This window comes from Mesorhizobium sp. M0207 (assembly GCF_040321995.1).
Taxonomy (GTDB): Bacteria; Pseudomonadota; Alphaproteobacteria; order Rhizobiales; family Rhizobiaceae; genus Mesorhizobium.
In genome coordinates, this window is the sequence record NZ_JAMYSQ010000023.1 from 49268 (window position 1) to 65195 (window position 15928).

Annotated in this window: 20 protein-coding genes; 9 read left to right on the forward strand and 11 right to left on the reverse strand. The window is 62.3% G+C overall.

The window, feature by feature from the left end; genetic code table 11:
- Positions 1 to 29 precede the first annotated feature (29 nt).
- Complete coding sequence (locus NKJ15_RS25330) at positions 30 to 641, forward strand: LOG family protein (RefSeq protein ID WP_352471073.1); 612 nt, start codon at positions 30 to 32, stop codon at positions 639 to 641.
- A gap of 101 nt (positions 642 to 742) precedes the next feature.
- Here NKJ15_RS25330 and NKJ15_RS25335 read toward each other — a convergent pair whose 3' ends face one another.
- Complete coding sequence (locus NKJ15_RS25335; RefSeq protein WP_352743309.1) at positions 743 to 1648, reverse strand: LysR substrate-binding domain-containing protein; 906 nt, start codon at positions 1646 to 1648, stop codon at positions 743 to 745.
- Between the two features lie 100 nt (positions 1649 to 1748).
- Here NKJ15_RS25335 and NKJ15_RS25340 point away from each other — a divergent pair, with 100 nt between their 5' ends.
- Complete coding sequence (locus tag NKJ15_RS25340) at positions 1749 to 2039, forward strand: muconolactone Delta-isomerase family protein (RefSeq protein WP_352569658.1); 291 nt, start codon at positions 1749 to 1751, stop codon at positions 2037 to 2039.
- A gap of 55 nt (positions 2040 to 2094) precedes the next feature.
- Here the strand turns inward: NKJ15_RS25340 and rarD are convergent, their stop codons facing one another.
- From rarD to cysS, 8 genes are all read right to left on the reverse strand, one after another.
- Positions 2095 to 3027: an EamA family transporter RarD gene (gene rarD, locus NKJ15_RS25345; protein WP_352818253.1), complete on the reverse strand. Its 933-nt coding sequence runs from the start codon at positions 3025 to 3027 to the stop codon at positions 2095 to 2097.
- A gap of 150 nt (positions 3028 to 3177) precedes the next feature.
- Positions 3178 to 3717: a hypothetical protein gene (locus tag NKJ15_RS25350; RefSeq protein ID WP_352501831.1), complete on the reverse strand. Its 540-nt coding sequence runs from the start codon at positions 3715 to 3717 to the stop codon at positions 3178 to 3180.
- A 3-nt stretch (positions 3718 to 3720) separates the two neighbouring features.
- Positions 3721 to 5343 (reverse strand): citramalate synthase, encoded by a 1623-nt coding sequence (gene cimA / locus NKJ15_RS25355; protein ID WP_352615879.1) that lies wholly within the window; start codon positions 5341 to 5343, stop codon positions 3721 to 3723.
- Positions 5340 to 6296, reverse strand: a complete 957-nt coding sequence (gene pip, locus NKJ15_RS25360; protein WP_352818256.1) for a prolyl aminopeptidase — start codon at positions 6294 to 6296, stop codon at positions 5340 to 5342. Before pip ends, cimA begins: the two co-directional genes overlap by 4 nt.
- A complete protein-coding gene (locus NKJ15_RS25365) occupies positions 6293 to 6769 on the reverse strand; it encodes a GFA family protein (RefSeq protein ID WP_352448982.1) in 477 nt (158 codons plus the stop codon). Before NKJ15_RS25365 ends, pip begins: the two co-directional genes overlap by 4 nt.
- Positions 6766 to 7257 carry a GFA family protein gene (locus NKJ15_RS25370; protein ID WP_023677742.1) on the reverse strand — a complete coding sequence of 164 codons (492 nt, stop codon included), beginning with the start codon at positions 7255 to 7257 and terminating at the stop codon, positions 6766 to 6768. The genes NKJ15_RS25365 and NKJ15_RS25370 overlap by 4 nt, the downstream gene beginning before the upstream one ends.
- Positions 7258 to 7263: 6 nt before the next feature.
- A complete protein-coding gene (locus tag NKJ15_RS25375; protein ID WP_352540786.1) occupies positions 7264 to 7650 on the reverse strand; it encodes a VOC family protein in 387 nt (128 codons plus the stop codon).
- A complete protein-coding gene (cysS, locus tag NKJ15_RS25380) occupies positions 7647 to 9116 on the reverse strand; it encodes a cysteine--tRNA ligase (protein WP_352818259.1) in 1470 nt (489 codons plus the stop codon). The genes NKJ15_RS25375 and cysS overlap by 4 nt, the downstream gene beginning before the upstream one ends.
- A 413-nt stretch (positions 9117 to 9529) precedes the next feature.
- On the opposite strand from cysS, the gene NKJ15_RS25385 reads away from it, so the two are divergent.
- Positions 9530 to 9679 carry a hypothetical protein gene (locus tag NKJ15_RS25385; protein WP_023677745.1) on the forward strand — a complete coding sequence of 50 codons (150 nt, stop codon included), beginning with the start codon at positions 9530 to 9532 and terminating at the stop codon, positions 9677 to 9679.
- A 56-nt stretch (positions 9680 to 9735) separates the two neighbouring features.
- On the opposite strand, the gene NKJ15_RS25390 is transcribed toward NKJ15_RS25385, so the two are convergent.
- On the reverse strand, positions 9736 to 10497 hold the full coding sequence (locus tag NKJ15_RS25390; RefSeq protein WP_352818261.1) for an SOS response-associated peptidase: 762 nt from the start codon (positions 10495 to 10497) through the stop codon (positions 9736 to 9738).
- A gap of 123 nt (positions 10498 to 10620) precedes the next feature.
- On the opposite strand from NKJ15_RS25390, the gene NKJ15_RS25395 reads away from it, so the two are divergent.
- From NKJ15_RS25395 to NKJ15_RS25410, 4 genes are all read left to right on the forward strand, one after another.
- Positions 10621 to 11046 carry an NUDIX hydrolase gene (locus NKJ15_RS25395; RefSeq protein ID WP_352540784.1) on the forward strand — a complete coding sequence of 142 codons (426 nt, stop codon included), beginning with the start codon at positions 10621 to 10623 and terminating at the stop codon, positions 11044 to 11046.
- 48 nt (positions 11047 to 11094) lie between these two features.
- The gene (locus tag NKJ15_RS25400; protein WP_023677748.1) at positions 11095 to 11472 is read left to right on the forward strand and encodes a TIGR02301 family protein; all 378 of its coding nucleotides are present in this window, start codon (positions 11095 to 11097) and stop codon (positions 11470 to 11472) included.
- Between the two features lie 372 nt (positions 11473 to 11844).
- Positions 11845 to 12102 (forward strand): hypothetical protein, encoded by a 258-nt coding sequence (locus tag NKJ15_RS25405; protein WP_023677749.1) that lies wholly within the window; start codon positions 11845 to 11847, stop codon positions 12100 to 12102.
- Between the two features lie 80 nt (positions 12103 to 12182).
- On the forward strand, positions 12183 to 12986 hold the full coding sequence (locus NKJ15_RS25410; RefSeq protein WP_352501828.1) for a hypothetical protein: 804 nt from the start codon (positions 12183 to 12185) through the stop codon (positions 12984 to 12986).
- Here the strand turns inward: NKJ15_RS25410 and NKJ15_RS25415 are convergent.
- Positions 12983 to 14314, reverse strand: coding sequence for a dihydroorotase (locus NKJ15_RS25415; RefSeq protein ID WP_352818265.1), 1332 nt, complete (start codon positions 14312 to 14314; stop codon positions 12983 to 12985). The genes NKJ15_RS25410 and NKJ15_RS25415 overlap by 4 nt on opposite strands.
- A gap of 83 nt (positions 14315 to 14397) precedes the next feature.
- Here NKJ15_RS25415 and ygfZ point away from each other — a divergent pair, with 83 nt between their 5' ends.
- Positions 14398 to 15258, forward strand: coding sequence for a CAF17-like 4Fe-4S cluster assembly/insertion protein YgfZ (gene ygfZ, locus NKJ15_RS25420; protein WP_352818267.1), 861 nt, complete (start codon positions 14398 to 14400; stop codon positions 15256 to 15258).
- Positions 15258 to 15890, forward strand: a complete 633-nt coding sequence (locus tag NKJ15_RS25425; RefSeq protein ID WP_023719870.1) for a YfbR-like 5'-deoxynucleotidase — start codon at positions 15258 to 15260, stop codon at positions 15888 to 15890. Before ygfZ ends, NKJ15_RS25425 begins: the two co-directional genes overlap by 1 nt.
- Positions 15891 to 15928: the final 38 nt, after the last annotated feature.

Sequence of the window (15928 nt, forward strand, 5' to 3'; positions counted from 1 at the left end):
TGCCTATAGTCCCTATCACCAATCATAACATGAACACGATTCGATCTGTCTGCGTCTATTGCGGCTCGTCCCCGGGCCGAGATGAGACCTATATCAAGGCCGGACACCTGCTTGGCCGCTCGATCGGCAAGTCCGGCCTGCGTCTGATTTATGGCGGCGGCACTAAAGGGATCATGGGTGCCGTCGCTGAAGGGGCATTAAAGGCCGGTGGCAAGGTAACCGGCATAATTCCACGCTTTCTGATCAACCGGGAGGCGACCGAAACCGCGCTTAACCGGCTCGACGAGCTCGTCATCACCGACAACATGCACGAGCGCAAGCACAGGATGTTTGAGAAATCCGACGCCTTTGTGGCGTTGCCCGGCGGCATCGGCACGGTCGAGGAGATCGTCGAGATCATGACTTGGGCGCAGCTCGGCCATCACCGCAAGCCGATCGTCTTCGGCAACGTCGGAGGGTTCTGGGATCCGATGCTGGCGTTGCTCGACCACATGGCAACGGAGGGCTTCATCCACACGGCGCAACGGGTCAAGCCGCTGGTGGTCGAGGATCCGGAAGCAATCGTCGCCGCTATCATGGTGGCGGGATCCTCCGTCGATGCACCGACGGAGGGTGTGCAGTCGGTGATTGATAAGATGTAGAGTGAATGGTGAATGGTGAATGGTGAATGGTGAATGGTGAATGGTGAATGGTGAAGTAGAAGACTTTCCAAACCGGCGCCTGTCCATTCACTATTCACTATTCACTCCTTGCCTACTGCCTTCCTCAAGTCTCCGATGACCGCACGCTTGTCCTGACGCCGCCAGGCGAGATGGATCGAGACGGTGCGTTCAAACCACGGCAGATCGCGAAACACGGTCTGAGGCGGCGCGGCACTCCGCAGGCTGGCCTGCACCGTCGCCAGCCCAAGCCCGGCGCTGACCAGGCCCAACGACGTCAACGGATCGGTCGTCTCATAGGCAATGTCGGGCAGGAAGCCCGCCTTCGCGCAGGCGGCGAGAAATTGGCTGCGGTTGGTGTCGTCAGGCTGGCGCACCACCGTGATCCAGGTGCGTCCGTCCAGTTGCTGCGGCAGTATCTCCGCGATTTCTGCCAATGGATCGCCTTCCGGCATCGCCAGAACCAGCGGCTCGCGCATAATGAGCATGGCGGCGATGTCGGGATCGTCGGCAGGAGGAGGCGTGTAGACGAGGCCCAGATCGAGCGATCGTTCGCGCAGCGCTTCGATCTGGGCGGCGGAACGCTGACCCTTAAGTTGAAGATGAAATTCGGGCCGGTCGCGGCGAAACTGGCGCAGCATCCGAGCGACAAGCCCGGCATGGACCGCACCTTCCACATAACCGATGGCGAGACGGCCGACCGTACCGCTGGCGAGATTGCGGCCGAGCTCCTCCAGCCGTCTTGCATGGGCCAGCAGCGCACGCGCCTCGGCAAGAAAAGCGCGGCCCTCGGCATTGAGATGAACACGCTGCCTCGCCCTCTCGAACAGTGCGACGCCCAGCTGCTCCTCCAGCTGAATGATCTGACGGCTGAGCGGCGACTGCGAGATGTGCAGCAATTCGGCGGCACGCCCGACGTTGCCGGTTTCGGCCACCGTGATGAAATAGCGAAGCTGGCGCAGGTCGAACATTGTTGCTTCGATGCTCAAGTCCCGTGAGGTCTCAAATTTAGCCTAATCAGTCTTGGACTGTCTGGCCAGCAGAAGCGAATATTTCCGCCATTCCAACGGCCAACATCAGGAGATTCCGATGCAGTTCTTTGCCCTTCTAGCGCGCAACACCGAAAAGTTCACCGACGCCGATTTCGCGCCGCTGCTGCCTGGCGAGGCCGAGCAGCGCCGCACGCTCTATGCCGAAGGCGCCGTGCGTCAGGTGTGGAATCGGGGCGACATTCCCGGCAGCGGCATGATGTTCGAAGCCGGCAGCGATGTCGATGTGCGCCACCATCTTGCAACTTTACCGCTGGTCAAGGCCGGCATGATGGATATTGCCGCCGTCGTGCCGCTGCAGCCATATCCCGGCTTCGGGCCGAAGCGCTGAGCGCTCGTGAAAGACGCGGCTGCCGGCATTAAGACCGGCCAGCCTTCTTTCTTCGTTACGCGGCTCGAGCTGATGCGGAAACGGTCTTGCGCGCCGAAGAAAACATCGACCAGGAGTACATCGCCAGTGCCGCCCAGATCAGCCCGAAGGCTATGGCCTGAACACTGCCGAAAGGTTCGCCGAAAATCAGCACCGCGATCAAAAAGACGATCGTCGGCGCGATATATTGCATGATGCCGATGGTGGAGAGGCGCAGCAGCCTGGCGCCGAACGCAAACAATAGCAGCGGCACGGCGGTGACCGGACCGCAGCCGATCAGCAAGGCGGTGTCGTTCAGCGAGCTCGAGACGAAATGATCCTGTCCTGTGGCGATCAGGAAGATGATGTAGCCGAGTGCCGGCACCGACAGCAGCAGCACTTCAAGCAGGAAGCCCTGGCTCGGGCCGATTGGCAGCGTCTTGCGGAAGAAGCCATAGGCGGCAAAGGAAAAGGCTAGCACCAGCGACACCCAGGGCAGTTTGCCGGCGTCGATGGTCAGCACCGCGACCGCGATTGCCGCCAGCACCACCGCCGCGATCTGCAGGCGGTCGAGCCGCTCGCCGAGGAGCAGCGCGCCGACAACGACGCTGACCAGCGGGTTGATGTAGTAGCCGAGCGCGGTCTCGATGGTGCGGTCGACCGCGATCGCCCAGACATAGATGCCCCAGTTGACCGAGATCAGCGCTGCCGTCAGCATCGCCATCGAAATGATGCGCGGCGAACGAACTGCCGCTTTGAAATCGGCAGTGCGACCGGCCCAGACCAGGACAGCGGCCGCGATCGGCACTGACCAGACGATGCGGTGGGCGATAACTTCGGCCAGCGGCAGATGCGCGACAGCCTTCATGTAGAAGGGCAGCAGCCCCCAAAGCAGGTAGGCGCCGAGCGCCAGCAGGAAGCCGCGACGAGCTTTGGTGTCGGCCTCGATGTGAAGTGCTTGGGTAGTCATGGCCCAAGGCTATGCGCCAGCGGCTTGCCCAAAACCATCGCAAATTGCTGATGGATCAATGGAGTCTTGCTGATGGTTCAACACGACCGCTAAACGTCGAACAATTGCCGCTGTCTGCGAGAGTGATTGCAGGCCCGGCACGACACGGTCTCAAGGCGGAGCAGGCTTCTCCTTGAGTTCGAAAAAGACGTTGTCGGGCGAACCTTCATCGTGCCTAAAGCCCGTCAGTTCCGCCGCAAGATCGAGGGGAAGGTCAAAAACAAGATCGACCTCTGTACCTTTGCTATCTTCTTCATCCTGCTTTGAAAAACACTGTTGCTTCAGCGCTTCGAAAGACGCGGGGAGATCACCCGTGACATGCAAGTCCCGCACGGTCTTGTCGCCGCTGTGCCAGACTTTCCAGATGTTCCTTCCGTCGCGCCAGAGCTCGGCGCGCGCGAACATTACATGCTCTTCTATGTGCGCGATCACGATTTCCCGCTCTTGCGAAATCGCGGCCAGATATTGCTGAGGCGGGTTCGGAAAGCTGCAGGGATCGAGGATGATGATCGCCCAGTTCTTTTCGCTGGCATAGGCGTTCACAGGCGCTTCGAAAATCTCCGATGGATCGCCAATCTCGCGCCCGAACAACGCCGCAGCTTCCTTTATCCCGTAACCGCGAAAGCCCAGCCAGCTTATCGAAAAGCCCATTTCTTACTCCGCCGCCGCCAAGCCCGCCATGTCGCGGTTCTTCATCAGCTTATAGACGATCGAATCCATCAGCGCCTGGAAGGAAGCATCGATGATGTTTTCGGAGACGCCGACCGTCCACCAGCGCGCACCGGTGCCGTCATGCGATTCAATCAGCACGCGGGTGATCGCCTCGGTGCCGCCGTTGAGGATACGCACCTTGAAGTCGGCCAGTTCGAGATCGGCGATCTCGCTCTGGAATTTGCCGAGATCCTTGCGCAGCGCAATGTCGAGCGCGTTGACCGGGCCGTGGCCTTCGGCCACCGACATCTTCTCCTCGCCCTCGACCAGCACTTTCACGATCGCCTCCGAGACCGTCTTCAGCTGGCCGTTGGCGTCGAACCGGCGCTCGACCATGCAGCGGAAAGAAGTGACGCGGAAGAATTCCGGCAGGCCGTGCAGCATCTTGCGCGCCAAAAGCTCAAAGCTGGCGTCGGCACCTTCGTAGGCATAGCCCTCGGCCTCGCGCTCCTTGACCACGGCGATCAGCGCGTCGAGGCGATGGTCGTCCCGGGGCATGTCGATGCCACGCCGTTTCAGCTCAGCCAGGAAATTGGCCTTGCCGCCCTGGTCCGAAACCATGACGCGGCGGCGGTTGCCGACGGTCTCTGGCGGCACATGCTCGTAGGTCGCCGGCTCCTTTGCCAGCGCCGAGGCATGGATGCCGGCCTTGGTAGCAAAAGCGGAGGCACCGACATAGGGCGCCTGCGCTTCGGGCGCACGGTTCAGCAACTCGTCGAAGGCGCGGGACAGGCGCGATATACCGGTCAGCGCCTCTGCCGAAATGCCTGTAGCAAAGCGGCGGGAAAAGGCCGGCTTCAACGCCAATGTCGGCACGATCGAGATCAGGTTGGCGTTGCCGCAGCGCTCGCCGATGCCATTCAGCGTGCCCTGGATCTGGCGGACGCCGGCCTCCACGGCGGCAAGCGAATTCGCCACCGCCTGGCCGGTGTCGTCATGGGCGTGGATGCCGAGATGGTCGCCCGGTATGCCAGTGGCGATCACCTTTTCGACGATGGCGCGCACCTCGGAGGGCTGCGTGCCGCCATTGGTGTCGCACAGCACCACCCAGCGCGCGCCGGCATCGTAGGCCGTCCTGGCGCAGGCCAGCGCATAATCGGGGTTGGCCTTGAAGCCGTCGAAGAAATGCTCGCAGTCGACCATCGCCTCCTTGCCGGCAGTGAGCGCCGCCTCGACCGAGGCCTTGATCGCCTCGAGGTTCTCCTCCTTGGTGCAGCCGAGCGCGACGCGGACATGGTAGTCCCAACTCTTGGCGACGAAGCAGATGGCGTCCGACTTCGACTGGACCAGCGCGCCAAGCCCAGGATCGTTCGAGATCGACACTCCTGCCCGTTTGGTCATGCCAAAGGCAACGAACTTGGCATCGGCCGTGCGACGCTCGGCAAAGAAGGCGGTGTCGGTTGGATTGGCGCCGGGGTAGCCACCCTCGACGTAGTCGATGCCGAACTCGTCGAGCAGCTTGGCGATGGCGATCTTGTCCTCGACGGAGAAGTCGATACCCGGCGTCTGCTGACCATCGCGCAGCGTGGTGTCGAACAGATAAAGGCGCTCGCGAGCCATGGTCATTTCCCGGCAAACATGTCCGTTGCGCGGATCAGCCTGTCGAGGATGCCCGGCTCCGAATAGGCGTGGCCGGCGCCTTCGATCAGATGGAAATCCGCTTTCGGCCACGCCTTGTGCAGCGCCCAGGCGTAGCACGCCGGGCACGGCATGTCGTAGCGGCCGTGAACGATGGTACCCGGGATATCCTTAAGCTTCCATGCATCGCGCAGCAGCTGTCCCTCTTCCAGCCAGCCGGCATGGACGAAATAGTGGTTCTCGATGCGGGCGAAAGCCAGGGCATAATCATCCTGGCCGAAGGGACCGCTGGTTTCCGGTTCCGGTAGCAGCGTGATCGTCTCGCCCTCCCACAGGCTCCAGGCGCGGGCGGCCTCGACCTGCGCCACAGGATCGCTGCCGACCAGCCGTTTGCGGTAGGCGGCCATCATGTCGCCGCGCTCGGCCTCCGGGATCGGCGCCAGAAACCGCTCCCACTTGTCGGGGAACATCTCCGACACGCCGAACTGGTAGTACCATTCGAGTTCGGCGCGGGTCAGCGTGTAGATGCCGCGCACGACCAGTTCGCTGACCCGCTCGGGGTGGGTCTCGGCAAAGGCCAGCGCCAGCGTCGAACCCCACGAACCGCCGAACACCAGCCATTTGTCGAAGCCGCACATTTTTCGCAGGCGCTCGATGTCGGCGACCAGGTGCCAGGTGGTGTTGGCTTCAAGCGAGGCATTAGGCGTCGATTTTCCGCAGCCGCGCTGGTCGAACAGGATGACATCGTACAGCTTCGGATCGAACAGCCGCCGGTGCTTTGGCGAAATGGTGCCGCCCGGCCCGCCATGCAGGAAGACAGCCGGCTTGGCCCCTCTGGTGCCGGAGCGCTCCCAATAGACCTGATGGCCATCGCCAACGTCGAGCATGCCGGACTCTAAAGCCTCGATCTCGGGATAGAGGGTACGGAATTCGCTGCTCATAATTTCAGGCCCTGCTGCGGCCAGTTGGCCGTCTCGTGATCGGGATGCTGGAAGGAGATGATGGATTCCTGTCGCGCGTAGAAATCCGGGTCGTCATGGATCGGCGCGTCGAAGATCGTCTCGACCCAAGGCAGCCTGGCGGCGTAGTTAACCTGGATCTGCGGCGCCAGATCGGAACGGTCGTCGAAGGCGCCGATGGCGATCTCCAGCGCGCCGGGCTGGCGGTAGGTCAGCGGTGTGCCGCAGCGGGCGCAGAAGCCGCGATCGATGTTGACCGACGACTGAAAGTAACTCGGCTCCTCGCGCACCCATTCGACGCCGTCGCTCGGCACTGTCACCAGCGCGCCGAAAAACGACCCGAACTGTTTCTGGCACATGCGGCAATGACAAATGGACGGGCGGCCGAGCGCCCCGTGGATGCGAAAGCGCACGGCGCCGCACTGGCAGCCGCCGGTACGAACGGTTTCGGTCATGATTTTTCCTCCGGCGGCCATTGTTCGGTGTCGTGGTCGGGATGTTGGTAGGAGACGAGATCGGCGAGATAGGAGGCCGACGAGACGTCGGCCATCGTTTCCTCACCTGGCAATTCGTGGACGTGATCCACGTACGGGAGCTTGGCTTCGACACCCCATTGGATGGTCGGCGCAATCTCCTCGGGGTGGTCGAATGTGGCGATGGCGAGGGCCACCCCGTCGGGCGCTTCGAAGGTCAGCGGCGTGCCGCATTCGGCACAGAAACCGCGCAAAGCCGCGTTGGACGAGCGGAAGCGTTTGGGCTCACCGCGCGTCCAGTCCAGCCTTGCGCCGCGCACCGAGACCAGCGGCAGGTAGAAATTGCCGCTCGCCTTCTGGCACATGCGGCAATGGCATACGGAAGCATCGCCGAGAGCTCCTTCGACGCGGAAGCGCACCGCGCCGCACTGGCAGCCGCCTGTATAGACTGGTCTGTTGTCGAGGCTCATCGCGCACTACTCCGGGGCATGGCAAACCGCCTCGACATTGTTGCCGTCGGGATCGAAAACAAAAGCGCCATAATAGTTCGGATGGTAGTGCGGGCGCAGGCCCGGCCGGCCATTGTCCTTGCCGCCGGCGGCAATCGCCGCGGCGTGAAAGGCATCGACCTCGGCGCGGCTGCGAGCCGTGAAGGCGACATGCTGATGATCCTTCGGCTTGTCCTTGTCGGCATGCAGCCAAAACACTGGCCGGTCGCGGCCGTAGCCGCCGACCTTGGCGCCGCCGGTATATTCCTGCGGCACCATGTAGAGCAGCGAGGCGCCGAGCGGCGCCATCGCCTTGTCGTAAAAAGCCTTCGACGCGTCGAAATCCGAAACGGTGATGCCGAGATGATCGATCATCTTTTTACCTCCCAGGTGGTGATGCGTTCGCCGGTGACGGGGTCCTTGCCGTCCTTCAACTGGATGCCTTGCGTCAGCAACTCGTCGCGGATGCGGTCGGCCTCGGCCCAGTTCTTGGCGGCGATCAACGCGAGGCGTTTGGCGATCGCCTTGGCAATGGCGTCTTCATCCACCTTGGCTGTTGCGATGTCGTAGCCGAGGAACAGAAGCGATGCCTTCAGTGAAGCGGCAGCATCGTTGTCTTCGGCGGCTGCGTTGCCGCTACCTGCGTTGAAATCAACAGCATCACCAGCCAACTGCGTCAGCAACTGGAATGCGGCGTAGGTGGCAAGGTCATCCGACAGCGCTTCGATCACATCCGCCGGCACCGGCTTTGCCGTCGGCGGCGCCAGATCGGCCGCCCGCTTCCATTTGCGCAGCGTATTCTCCGCCTCTTCCAGCTTGCGCACGGAAAAGTCGATCGGCTCGCGATAGTGCGTCATCAGCATCGCCAGCCTGAGCACCTCGCCCGGCCATTTGCGGCCGCCAAAGGTATCCGTCTCCAGCAATTCGGTGATCGAATAGAAATTGCCCAGGCTCTTGGACATCTTCTGGCCCTCGACCTGCAGGAAACCGTTGTGCATCCAAATCTTGGCCATCGTTTCGGTACCGTGGGCGCAACGCGATTGCGCGATCTCGTTCTCGTGGTGCGGAAAGATCAGGTCGAGACCACCGCCATGGATATCGAACACCTCGCCGAGATAGGCGGCCGACATCGCCGAGCACTCGATGTGCCAGCCCGGCCGACCCCTGCCCCACGGGCTGTCCCAGCCCGGCTCCTCGGGCGAAGACAATTTCCACAGCACGAAATCCTGCGGGTTCTTCTTGTGCTCATCGACGGCGACGCGGGCGCCGGCCTGCTGCTCATCGAGATTGCGCTTCGACAACTGCCCATAATCCGGCATGGAAGCGGTGTCGAACAAGACTTCTCCAGCCGCGACATAGGCATGGCCGCGTTCGATCAAGCGTTGAATCAAGAAGATCATGTCGACCTTGCCGTCGGGCCTGGGCTCGACGAACTCGGTGGCGCGCGGCTCGACCGTCGGTTCCAGGCAACCGAGCGCCGCGACGTCCTTGTGGAACTGACCGGCGGTCTTTTCGGTGACCCGCCTGATCGCTTCGTTCAGCGACAGCTTGCCCGATGCAATTTCGCCGCCGAAATCGCGCAGCGCGCGAGCGTTGATCTTGTCGTCGACGTCCGTAATGTTGCGGACGTAAGTGACGTGCGCTTGCCCGTAGAGATGGCGCAGCAAGCGGAACAGCATGTCGAAGACGATCACCGGCCGCGCATTGCCGATATGGGCGAAGTCATAGACCGTCGGGCCGCAGACATACATGCGCACGTTGCGCGGATCGATCGGGAAGAAATCCTCCTTGCTCCGCGTTAGCGTGTTGTAGAGGCGCAGGCTCTTCGATGCGTCAGACATACGTGCGTTCCCGGTGCGTTACTTTGGCATGACCTTCTGGGATCGTGCTCTGGATGGAGTCGGTTGCGCCGAGGCGCAAATCGGCTCCAGCCTGCTGGCCGGGGCGTTTGTCCAATCTGGGAGGAGATGAGGCGAAAACGTCCAGGACCAGCGCGAGGCTAGCCAATAATGCAAATGCCACAAATGGCGAAAGACGTTCTCATGGCCGGCTTTATCGCCTTGCCCGGTGTTGCCGTCAAGTCGCTACCTTCGCCAAAAATATCGTTGGCTCACAGGAATTGAGCCACTGAAACATTTTATTAAACAGGTCGGCACTGTGATGAAACATTCGCCGGCTAGATCAGCAAGCGTCACGATTTGGTCGGATTCGGCCAGCAAACGCAGACACGAAGACGTTACCAGGGAAGAGAACAATGCCTAAGCAAGAATCCAACCGCGCCAAGCAACCGGCGCTCGCCAGCCATTACCGGGCGATCGGCCCGGCAGCAATCGTCGCAGCTCTTCTGCACACCGCGAAGAAGAAGAAGCCGGCGCAAAAAATCGTTTCGCCGCGCGCTGCCTGAGAATGCCGTCGGGAAAGATTGAGGCGCTCACGGCGAACCAGTAATAGTAGCTTTTGCTAAAATAAACTCATCTGACTGTCGTTCGCGCCGGACTTCCGGCGCTTGACCTTGTCGGGCTCAAGCTCGACGACGCCCTTCTCCTGAATCTCCGGCCCGGTATTGGCGACCTTGTTGACGAGGTCGGAAATCGGGATCGCTTCGAAGAAATCGAGCTGGGCGGGTCTCAGCAGATCGGCCACGTCGCGCGGCTCGAGCGTGCGGCAATCCAACCAGCGCGCGAAATCCTCGGGGTGGATCACTACCGGCATGCGGTCGTGGATATGGGCAGTATCGGCATTGGCGTGGGCGGTCAGAATAGCGCCGGTGTCCATTTCCGAGCCGCCCGGCTCAGCATAGGTCTCAATCAGCCCGGCGAAGGCGACAAGCCCGCCATGCCTTGGCCGCACCCAATAGGGCTGCCCTCTTCTGCCACCGGTTTGGTGCCATTCGTAGAATCCCGAAGCCGGTACCAGGGCGCGGCGATGGCGCATGGCAGCGCGAAACGACGCCTTTTCCGAAGCCCCCTCAGAACGCGCGTTGAACAGCAGCGGGAAGTTACGCGTATCCTTGACCCAGGCCGGGATCAGGCCCCAGCGCACCAGCATCGAGCGGCGGTCGGGCAGGTTCGAGCCCGGCGCCTGTGGCAATCCGGCGAACGCCATCAGCACCGGCTGCGTCGGCGCGATGTTGTAGCGGGCCGGAAACTCCTCAAGTTCCGCTAGGCTGAGAAAGGCGGCGGTCTGGTCCGGAGTGGCCGTCAAAGCAAAGCGTCCGCACATGAATTCAGCTCTCGAATTGGTGGCATGTGAAAGTGGCCATGGAATCCGCCTTTCGCAACCGCTAAAGCTGTTCGCCGGCGGCCGGTCCACAACGGGCTATGCCAATCGAGCGATCCGAAGCCCATGGAAGCACGCAAGATCATTCCGGCAGTCTCGGTCTGCGTCGTGCGCGAGAACACGGTGCTGCTGGTCAAGCGGGCCAGGCCGCCCTCGCAAGGTCTCCATGCCTTTCCCGGCGGCAAGGTCGAAGCCGGCGAGACGCTGGAACAGGCAGCACGGCGCGAATTGCTGGAAGAGACCGGATTGCAGGCGCGCAGCTACCGGCCGCTGCGGGAAATCCACATCGACGGCAGCGGCGACGGGCATCCGGTCGACTACTGGCTGACGGTGTTTGGGGCCGAGTATGCTGGCGGCGAGGCGGTGGCCAGCGACGATGCCGAGACCGCGGCTTTCTATACGCTGGCCGAAATGACAGCGATGCCGCTCGCCGATGCAGTGTTTGAAATTGCCGACGATCTACTCGGTCCCGACAAAGACGGCGAGATCTGAGCCAGAGAATCGCCTTGCAGGCGACAAATTGTTTCAGCACAAGGACCCATGAGCCGCACGTCTTCGTTTCTCGCCGCATGCCTCGCCGTCAGTGTGGTTGTCGGTGCGCGCCCGGCGATTGCCGCCGAAGCACCGTTCGAGCCCGGGCTGATGCGGCTGGCGGAAGTGCTCGGCTCGCTGCATTTCCTGCGTAATCTGTGTGGCGAGAAGGGCGATCGGTGGCGAGCCGAGATGGAAAAACTGATCGCATCGGAAAATCCGAACCCGGAGCGGCGCGCCCGCTTCATCGCCAGCTTCAACCGCGGTTACCGGTCGTTCGGCGGCACTTATACGCAATGCACCGCCTCGGCGACGGAAGCCATCAGCCGCTACATGAAGGAAGGCGAGACGCTGTCTCGCGACATCGCCTCGCGCTACGGAAACTGACGGCGGCAGCCGCTTTGCGGAAAAGCCGCATCAAGGGTCGGCGCCGTTGCGGCGGACGCGTTCGACGCTTCTCCGCTTGCCTCGAGTGAGGTCTTGGTGCAAACCTGATGTTGCACTTTTGCAACTATGTTAACGAAACGTTAGCGCGCAGATGTGAAATTAACTCAAACTGAAGGTTTCCGTCCCCTTGGCCTGCCTAATCGGCTAAGTTTGAAACGGATCGGACGCAGGTTTGCTGGACGCGACGGAAATTGTAGACGACGACCAAAAAAATGTCGCATTTACAAATACTTACTGCGCCTGCGTGTAAAAGGGACAACTCAAGCTTGATCCCTGTCCAACGGATCACCGCTTGAAAGGGTGGACATCGCAATGGAACATGGCGTCAACGACATCGACGCGCTGGTCAGGGAAGAAAAGCGCCTGACCGCCGTGGAAAGCCACAGCGAAGCCTGGGCAGAAGGATTGTCGGCCGGGATCGAGCCGGAAATCATCGCCGAGGCGGCCCTCGAAACGGCATTCGGCGAAATGCTGCGCACCAATGGCGAGACCTCGGCGCTTGCCCTGCTCGATCGCATGCGTGAAAAGGTGATTGCCGGGGCCTTCGAGCCCGAAAGACTGCGTCACTGACCCCGGTTCTTTGACGACGGCGCGCCGCCGGACATCATGTCCGGGCACATGGATGGGCTGGAACCAGGGAGTAGCAGGCGGTGAATTTTTCGATATCAGGCAAGCCGCGCGGCCTGGTCCTCAGCATTTGGTTCACCGCTTCCTGCGCGATGATTCCTTCTGCACTGTTTCTTGCGAGCAGTCCCTCTCAAGCTCTCAGCGAGATCAAGCGCGAAGACCTTCCCTCACCGGTCACGCCGCCGCCCGACGCTGACATGTCGCCGCCCGGAAGTACCGTGCCGATGCCCGGCCCGCTCGGCACGACGCCACCACCGGCCAGCCAGCCGACGCCATCCGACGAGCCGGAACAAACCGAACCGAAAGGGCCGGCCAACGATGGCGGCATGGCCAATCCGCATGTCGATCCGGACGCGCCCGTGCCCGAAGTCGTCTACGACCTGGCCAAGTTGCCGGAACCGGTCAGGCGCATGCACGATCTGATAGTCGAGGCCTGCAAAAGCGGCGACATCGAAAAACTTCGCCCGCTGATCGGCAAGGGCGACACGATGACCCAATTGTCGCTGGGGGACATCGAGGGCGACCCGATCGCCTTCCTGAAGGGCCTTTCGGGCGATACGGAAGGCCAGGAGATCCTCGCCATCCTGGAAGAAGTGCTCAGTGCCGGTTTTGTCCATGTCGATGCCGGCACGCCGCAGGATCTCTATGTCTGGCCCTATTTCTTCGCCCTGCCACTGGACAAGCTCGACGCCAGACAACGGGTCGAGCTGTTCAAGATCGTCACCGCCAGCGACTATGACGACATGAAGCAGTTCGGTGCCTACATTTTCTACCGCGTCGGCATCACGCCGACCGGACAATGGACGTTCTTCGTCGCCGGCGACTAGCGCGCCAGCGCCTCGGAAAATTCCACCGCCCTGCCCTGGCTTGGCGTGACGATCTCGCCTTCCCACATCACGCGCCGGCCGCGCACGATGGTGCCGACGGGCCAGCCGGTCACCTGCCTGCCGTCATAAGGCGTCCAGCCGGCCTTGGAGCCTTGCTGGGCGTTGGCGATGGTGTCGCGGCGCTTCAGATCGACGATGGTCAGATCGGCATCGTAGCCGGCGGCAATACGGCCTTTCCTGGCGATGCCGAAAATACGCTGCGGGCCGTGGCTGGTCAGGTCGACAAAGCGCTGCAACGTCAGCCGGCCGGCGTTGACATGATCCAACATGATCGGCACCAACGTCTGCACCCCGGTCATGCCGGACGGCGACGCCGGATAAGGCTTTGCCTTCTCGGCCAGCGTGTGCGGCGCATGGTCGGAGCCGAGCACATCAACGATGCCTTGCGCAACGCCGTACCAGACCCCGTCGCGATGGCGCGTGGCGCGCACCGGCGGGTTCATCTGGATCAGGGTGCCCAACTGCGCATAATCGTCGGCGCTCAGCGTCAGATGATGCGGCGTCGCCTCGCAGGTCGCGACATCCTTGTGCTGTTCGAGGAAGCCTATCTCCTCGGCGGTCGAGATGTGCAGCACATGGATCCGGGCGCTGACCTGGCGCGCGATTCGCACAAGGCGCTCCGTGCAGCGCAACGCAGCGATCTCGTCGCGCCACACCGGATGTGAGGACGGATCGCCCGCGATGCGCTCGCCAAGCCGCTCGCGCAGCCGGAACTCGTCCTCGGAGTGAAAGGCGGCGCGGCGGCGTGTGTTCCTCAGGATCGAGGCAACGCCTTCGTCGTCCTCGACCAGCAGGTCGCCGGTGGACGAGCCCATGAAAACTTTTATGCCGGCCGCACCAGGCAGCCGCTCGAGATCGCCAGCGTCTTTTGCATTGTCGCGGGTCCCGCCAACCCAGAAGGCAAAGTCGCAATGCATGCGGCCGGTGGCACGCCGCACCTTGTCGGCAAGGGTTGCCTCACTGGTGGTCAGCGGATTGGTGTTCGGCATCTCGAAGACGGCGGTGACGCCGCCGAGCACCGCTGCCCGCGAGCCCGTTTCCAGATCTTCCTTGTGCTCCAGGCCCGGCTCGCGGAAATGCACCTGGCTGTCGACGACGCCCGGCAGGATGTGCAGCCCACGGCAGTCGATCGTCTCACCGGCCGACGCCTGGCGGAGGTCGCCGATGGCAGCGATGCGCCCACCATTGATGCCGACGTCGCGAAAACCCTGGCCGTCGTGATTGACCACGGTGCCGCCTGTCAGGATGAGATCGTAGATGGGGGCCATACGGATCCGGTCTCTTGCGGGGGAAGTTCCAGCGGCTTACGTAATGGCCGATAGTTTTGCAAGATCAGGCTCGTTTTCCCACCATGCCCTTTGCCCCGCTCAGAGATCGCGCACTCGTTTCCGTGTCCGGGCCGGATGCCGAGCACTTCTTACAGAACATCGTGACCACCGACCTCGACGTGCTCGGCAGCAGCGAAGCAAAGCCCGGCGCGCTGCTAACGCCGCAAGGCAAGATCCTTTTCGACTTCCTGATCTCGCGCGCCGGCGAAAATGCTTTCCGACTTGAATGCCGTACCGAGACCGCCGATGATTTCATGCGCCGGCTGACGCTCTACAAATTGCGCGCCAAAGTCGAAATTGCCAAGCTGGATCAGCCGGTTGTGGCCGTCGCATGGGGAAGCGATTCAACCACTTCGCAATTTGAATCAGCACCGTTTGCTGATGCGCGGTTTGTCGATACTGCCGTCAAGCGCTTCTACGATGACACCGCAGATGGCGGCGACCTTGCTGCATGGCAAGCCTTTCGCATCGCCCATGGCATTGCCGAAAGCGGTGCGGACTACCAGCTCGGCGACGCTTTTCCGCATGACGTGTTGCTCGACGAGATCGGCGGTGTCGGCTTCAAGAAAGGCTGCTACGTCGGCCAGGAGGTCGTCTCGCGCATGCAGCATCGCGGCACTGCCAGGCGTCGGGTGTTGATTGTCTCGGCCGAACGCACCCTGCCCACTTCGCGCGCAGAGTTGACCGTGGAGGGGCGACCGGTCGGCACGCTTGGCTCGACCGCGGCCAGGACAGGCCTTGCCATTGCCCGCATCGACCGGGTCAAGGCAGCGCTCGACGCCGGCCTGCCGATCCTTGCGGAGGACGTCGCCGTGTCGCTCGCTATCCCGTCCTGGGCGAAATTCAGCTTTCCGCGGGAAGCCATTGGCGCGGAGGACGCCTGATGGCTGCCGATCGCGCCGGGGCGCCGCCGCGCGCCTGGCAGCGCATGCTGTCCGGCCGACGGCTCGATCTGCTCGATCCCTCGCCGCTCGACATCGAGATCTCCGATATTGCCCATGGCCTTGCCCGCGTCGCACGCTGGAACGGCCAGACCAGAGGCGAGCACGCCTTTTCTGTCGCCCAGCATTCGCTGCTGGTCGAAACGCTTGTCGGCGAGCTGATGCCGGATGCCGACGCCGACGCGAGGTTGGCGGCGCTGCTGCACGACGCGCCGGAATATGTCATCGGCGACATGATCTCGCCGTTCAAATCCGTCATGGGCGGCAGCTACAGGGATTGCGAGATCAGGCTGCAGCGCGCCATCCATCTGCGCTTTTCACTGCCGGCCGAACTCGACGCGGGACTGCGCAAGGAGATCAAGCGAGCGGATCAGATCGCCGCTTATTTCGAAGCAACGCTGCTTGCGGGTTTTTCGACGGCAGAGGCGACGGAGTTCTTCGGCCGGCCGCGCGGCTTCAATGCCGAGCGCTTCGACGTCACGCCGCGCTCGGTGACTTGGGCGCAGAATGCCTTTCTCAAACGCTTTGCGGCGATCGAAAAGTCGCGACGCCAGACTGCCGTTCCAGCCGGCTGAAAACGGTAAATTAACCGGCAGGGACAACAGTGCCATGG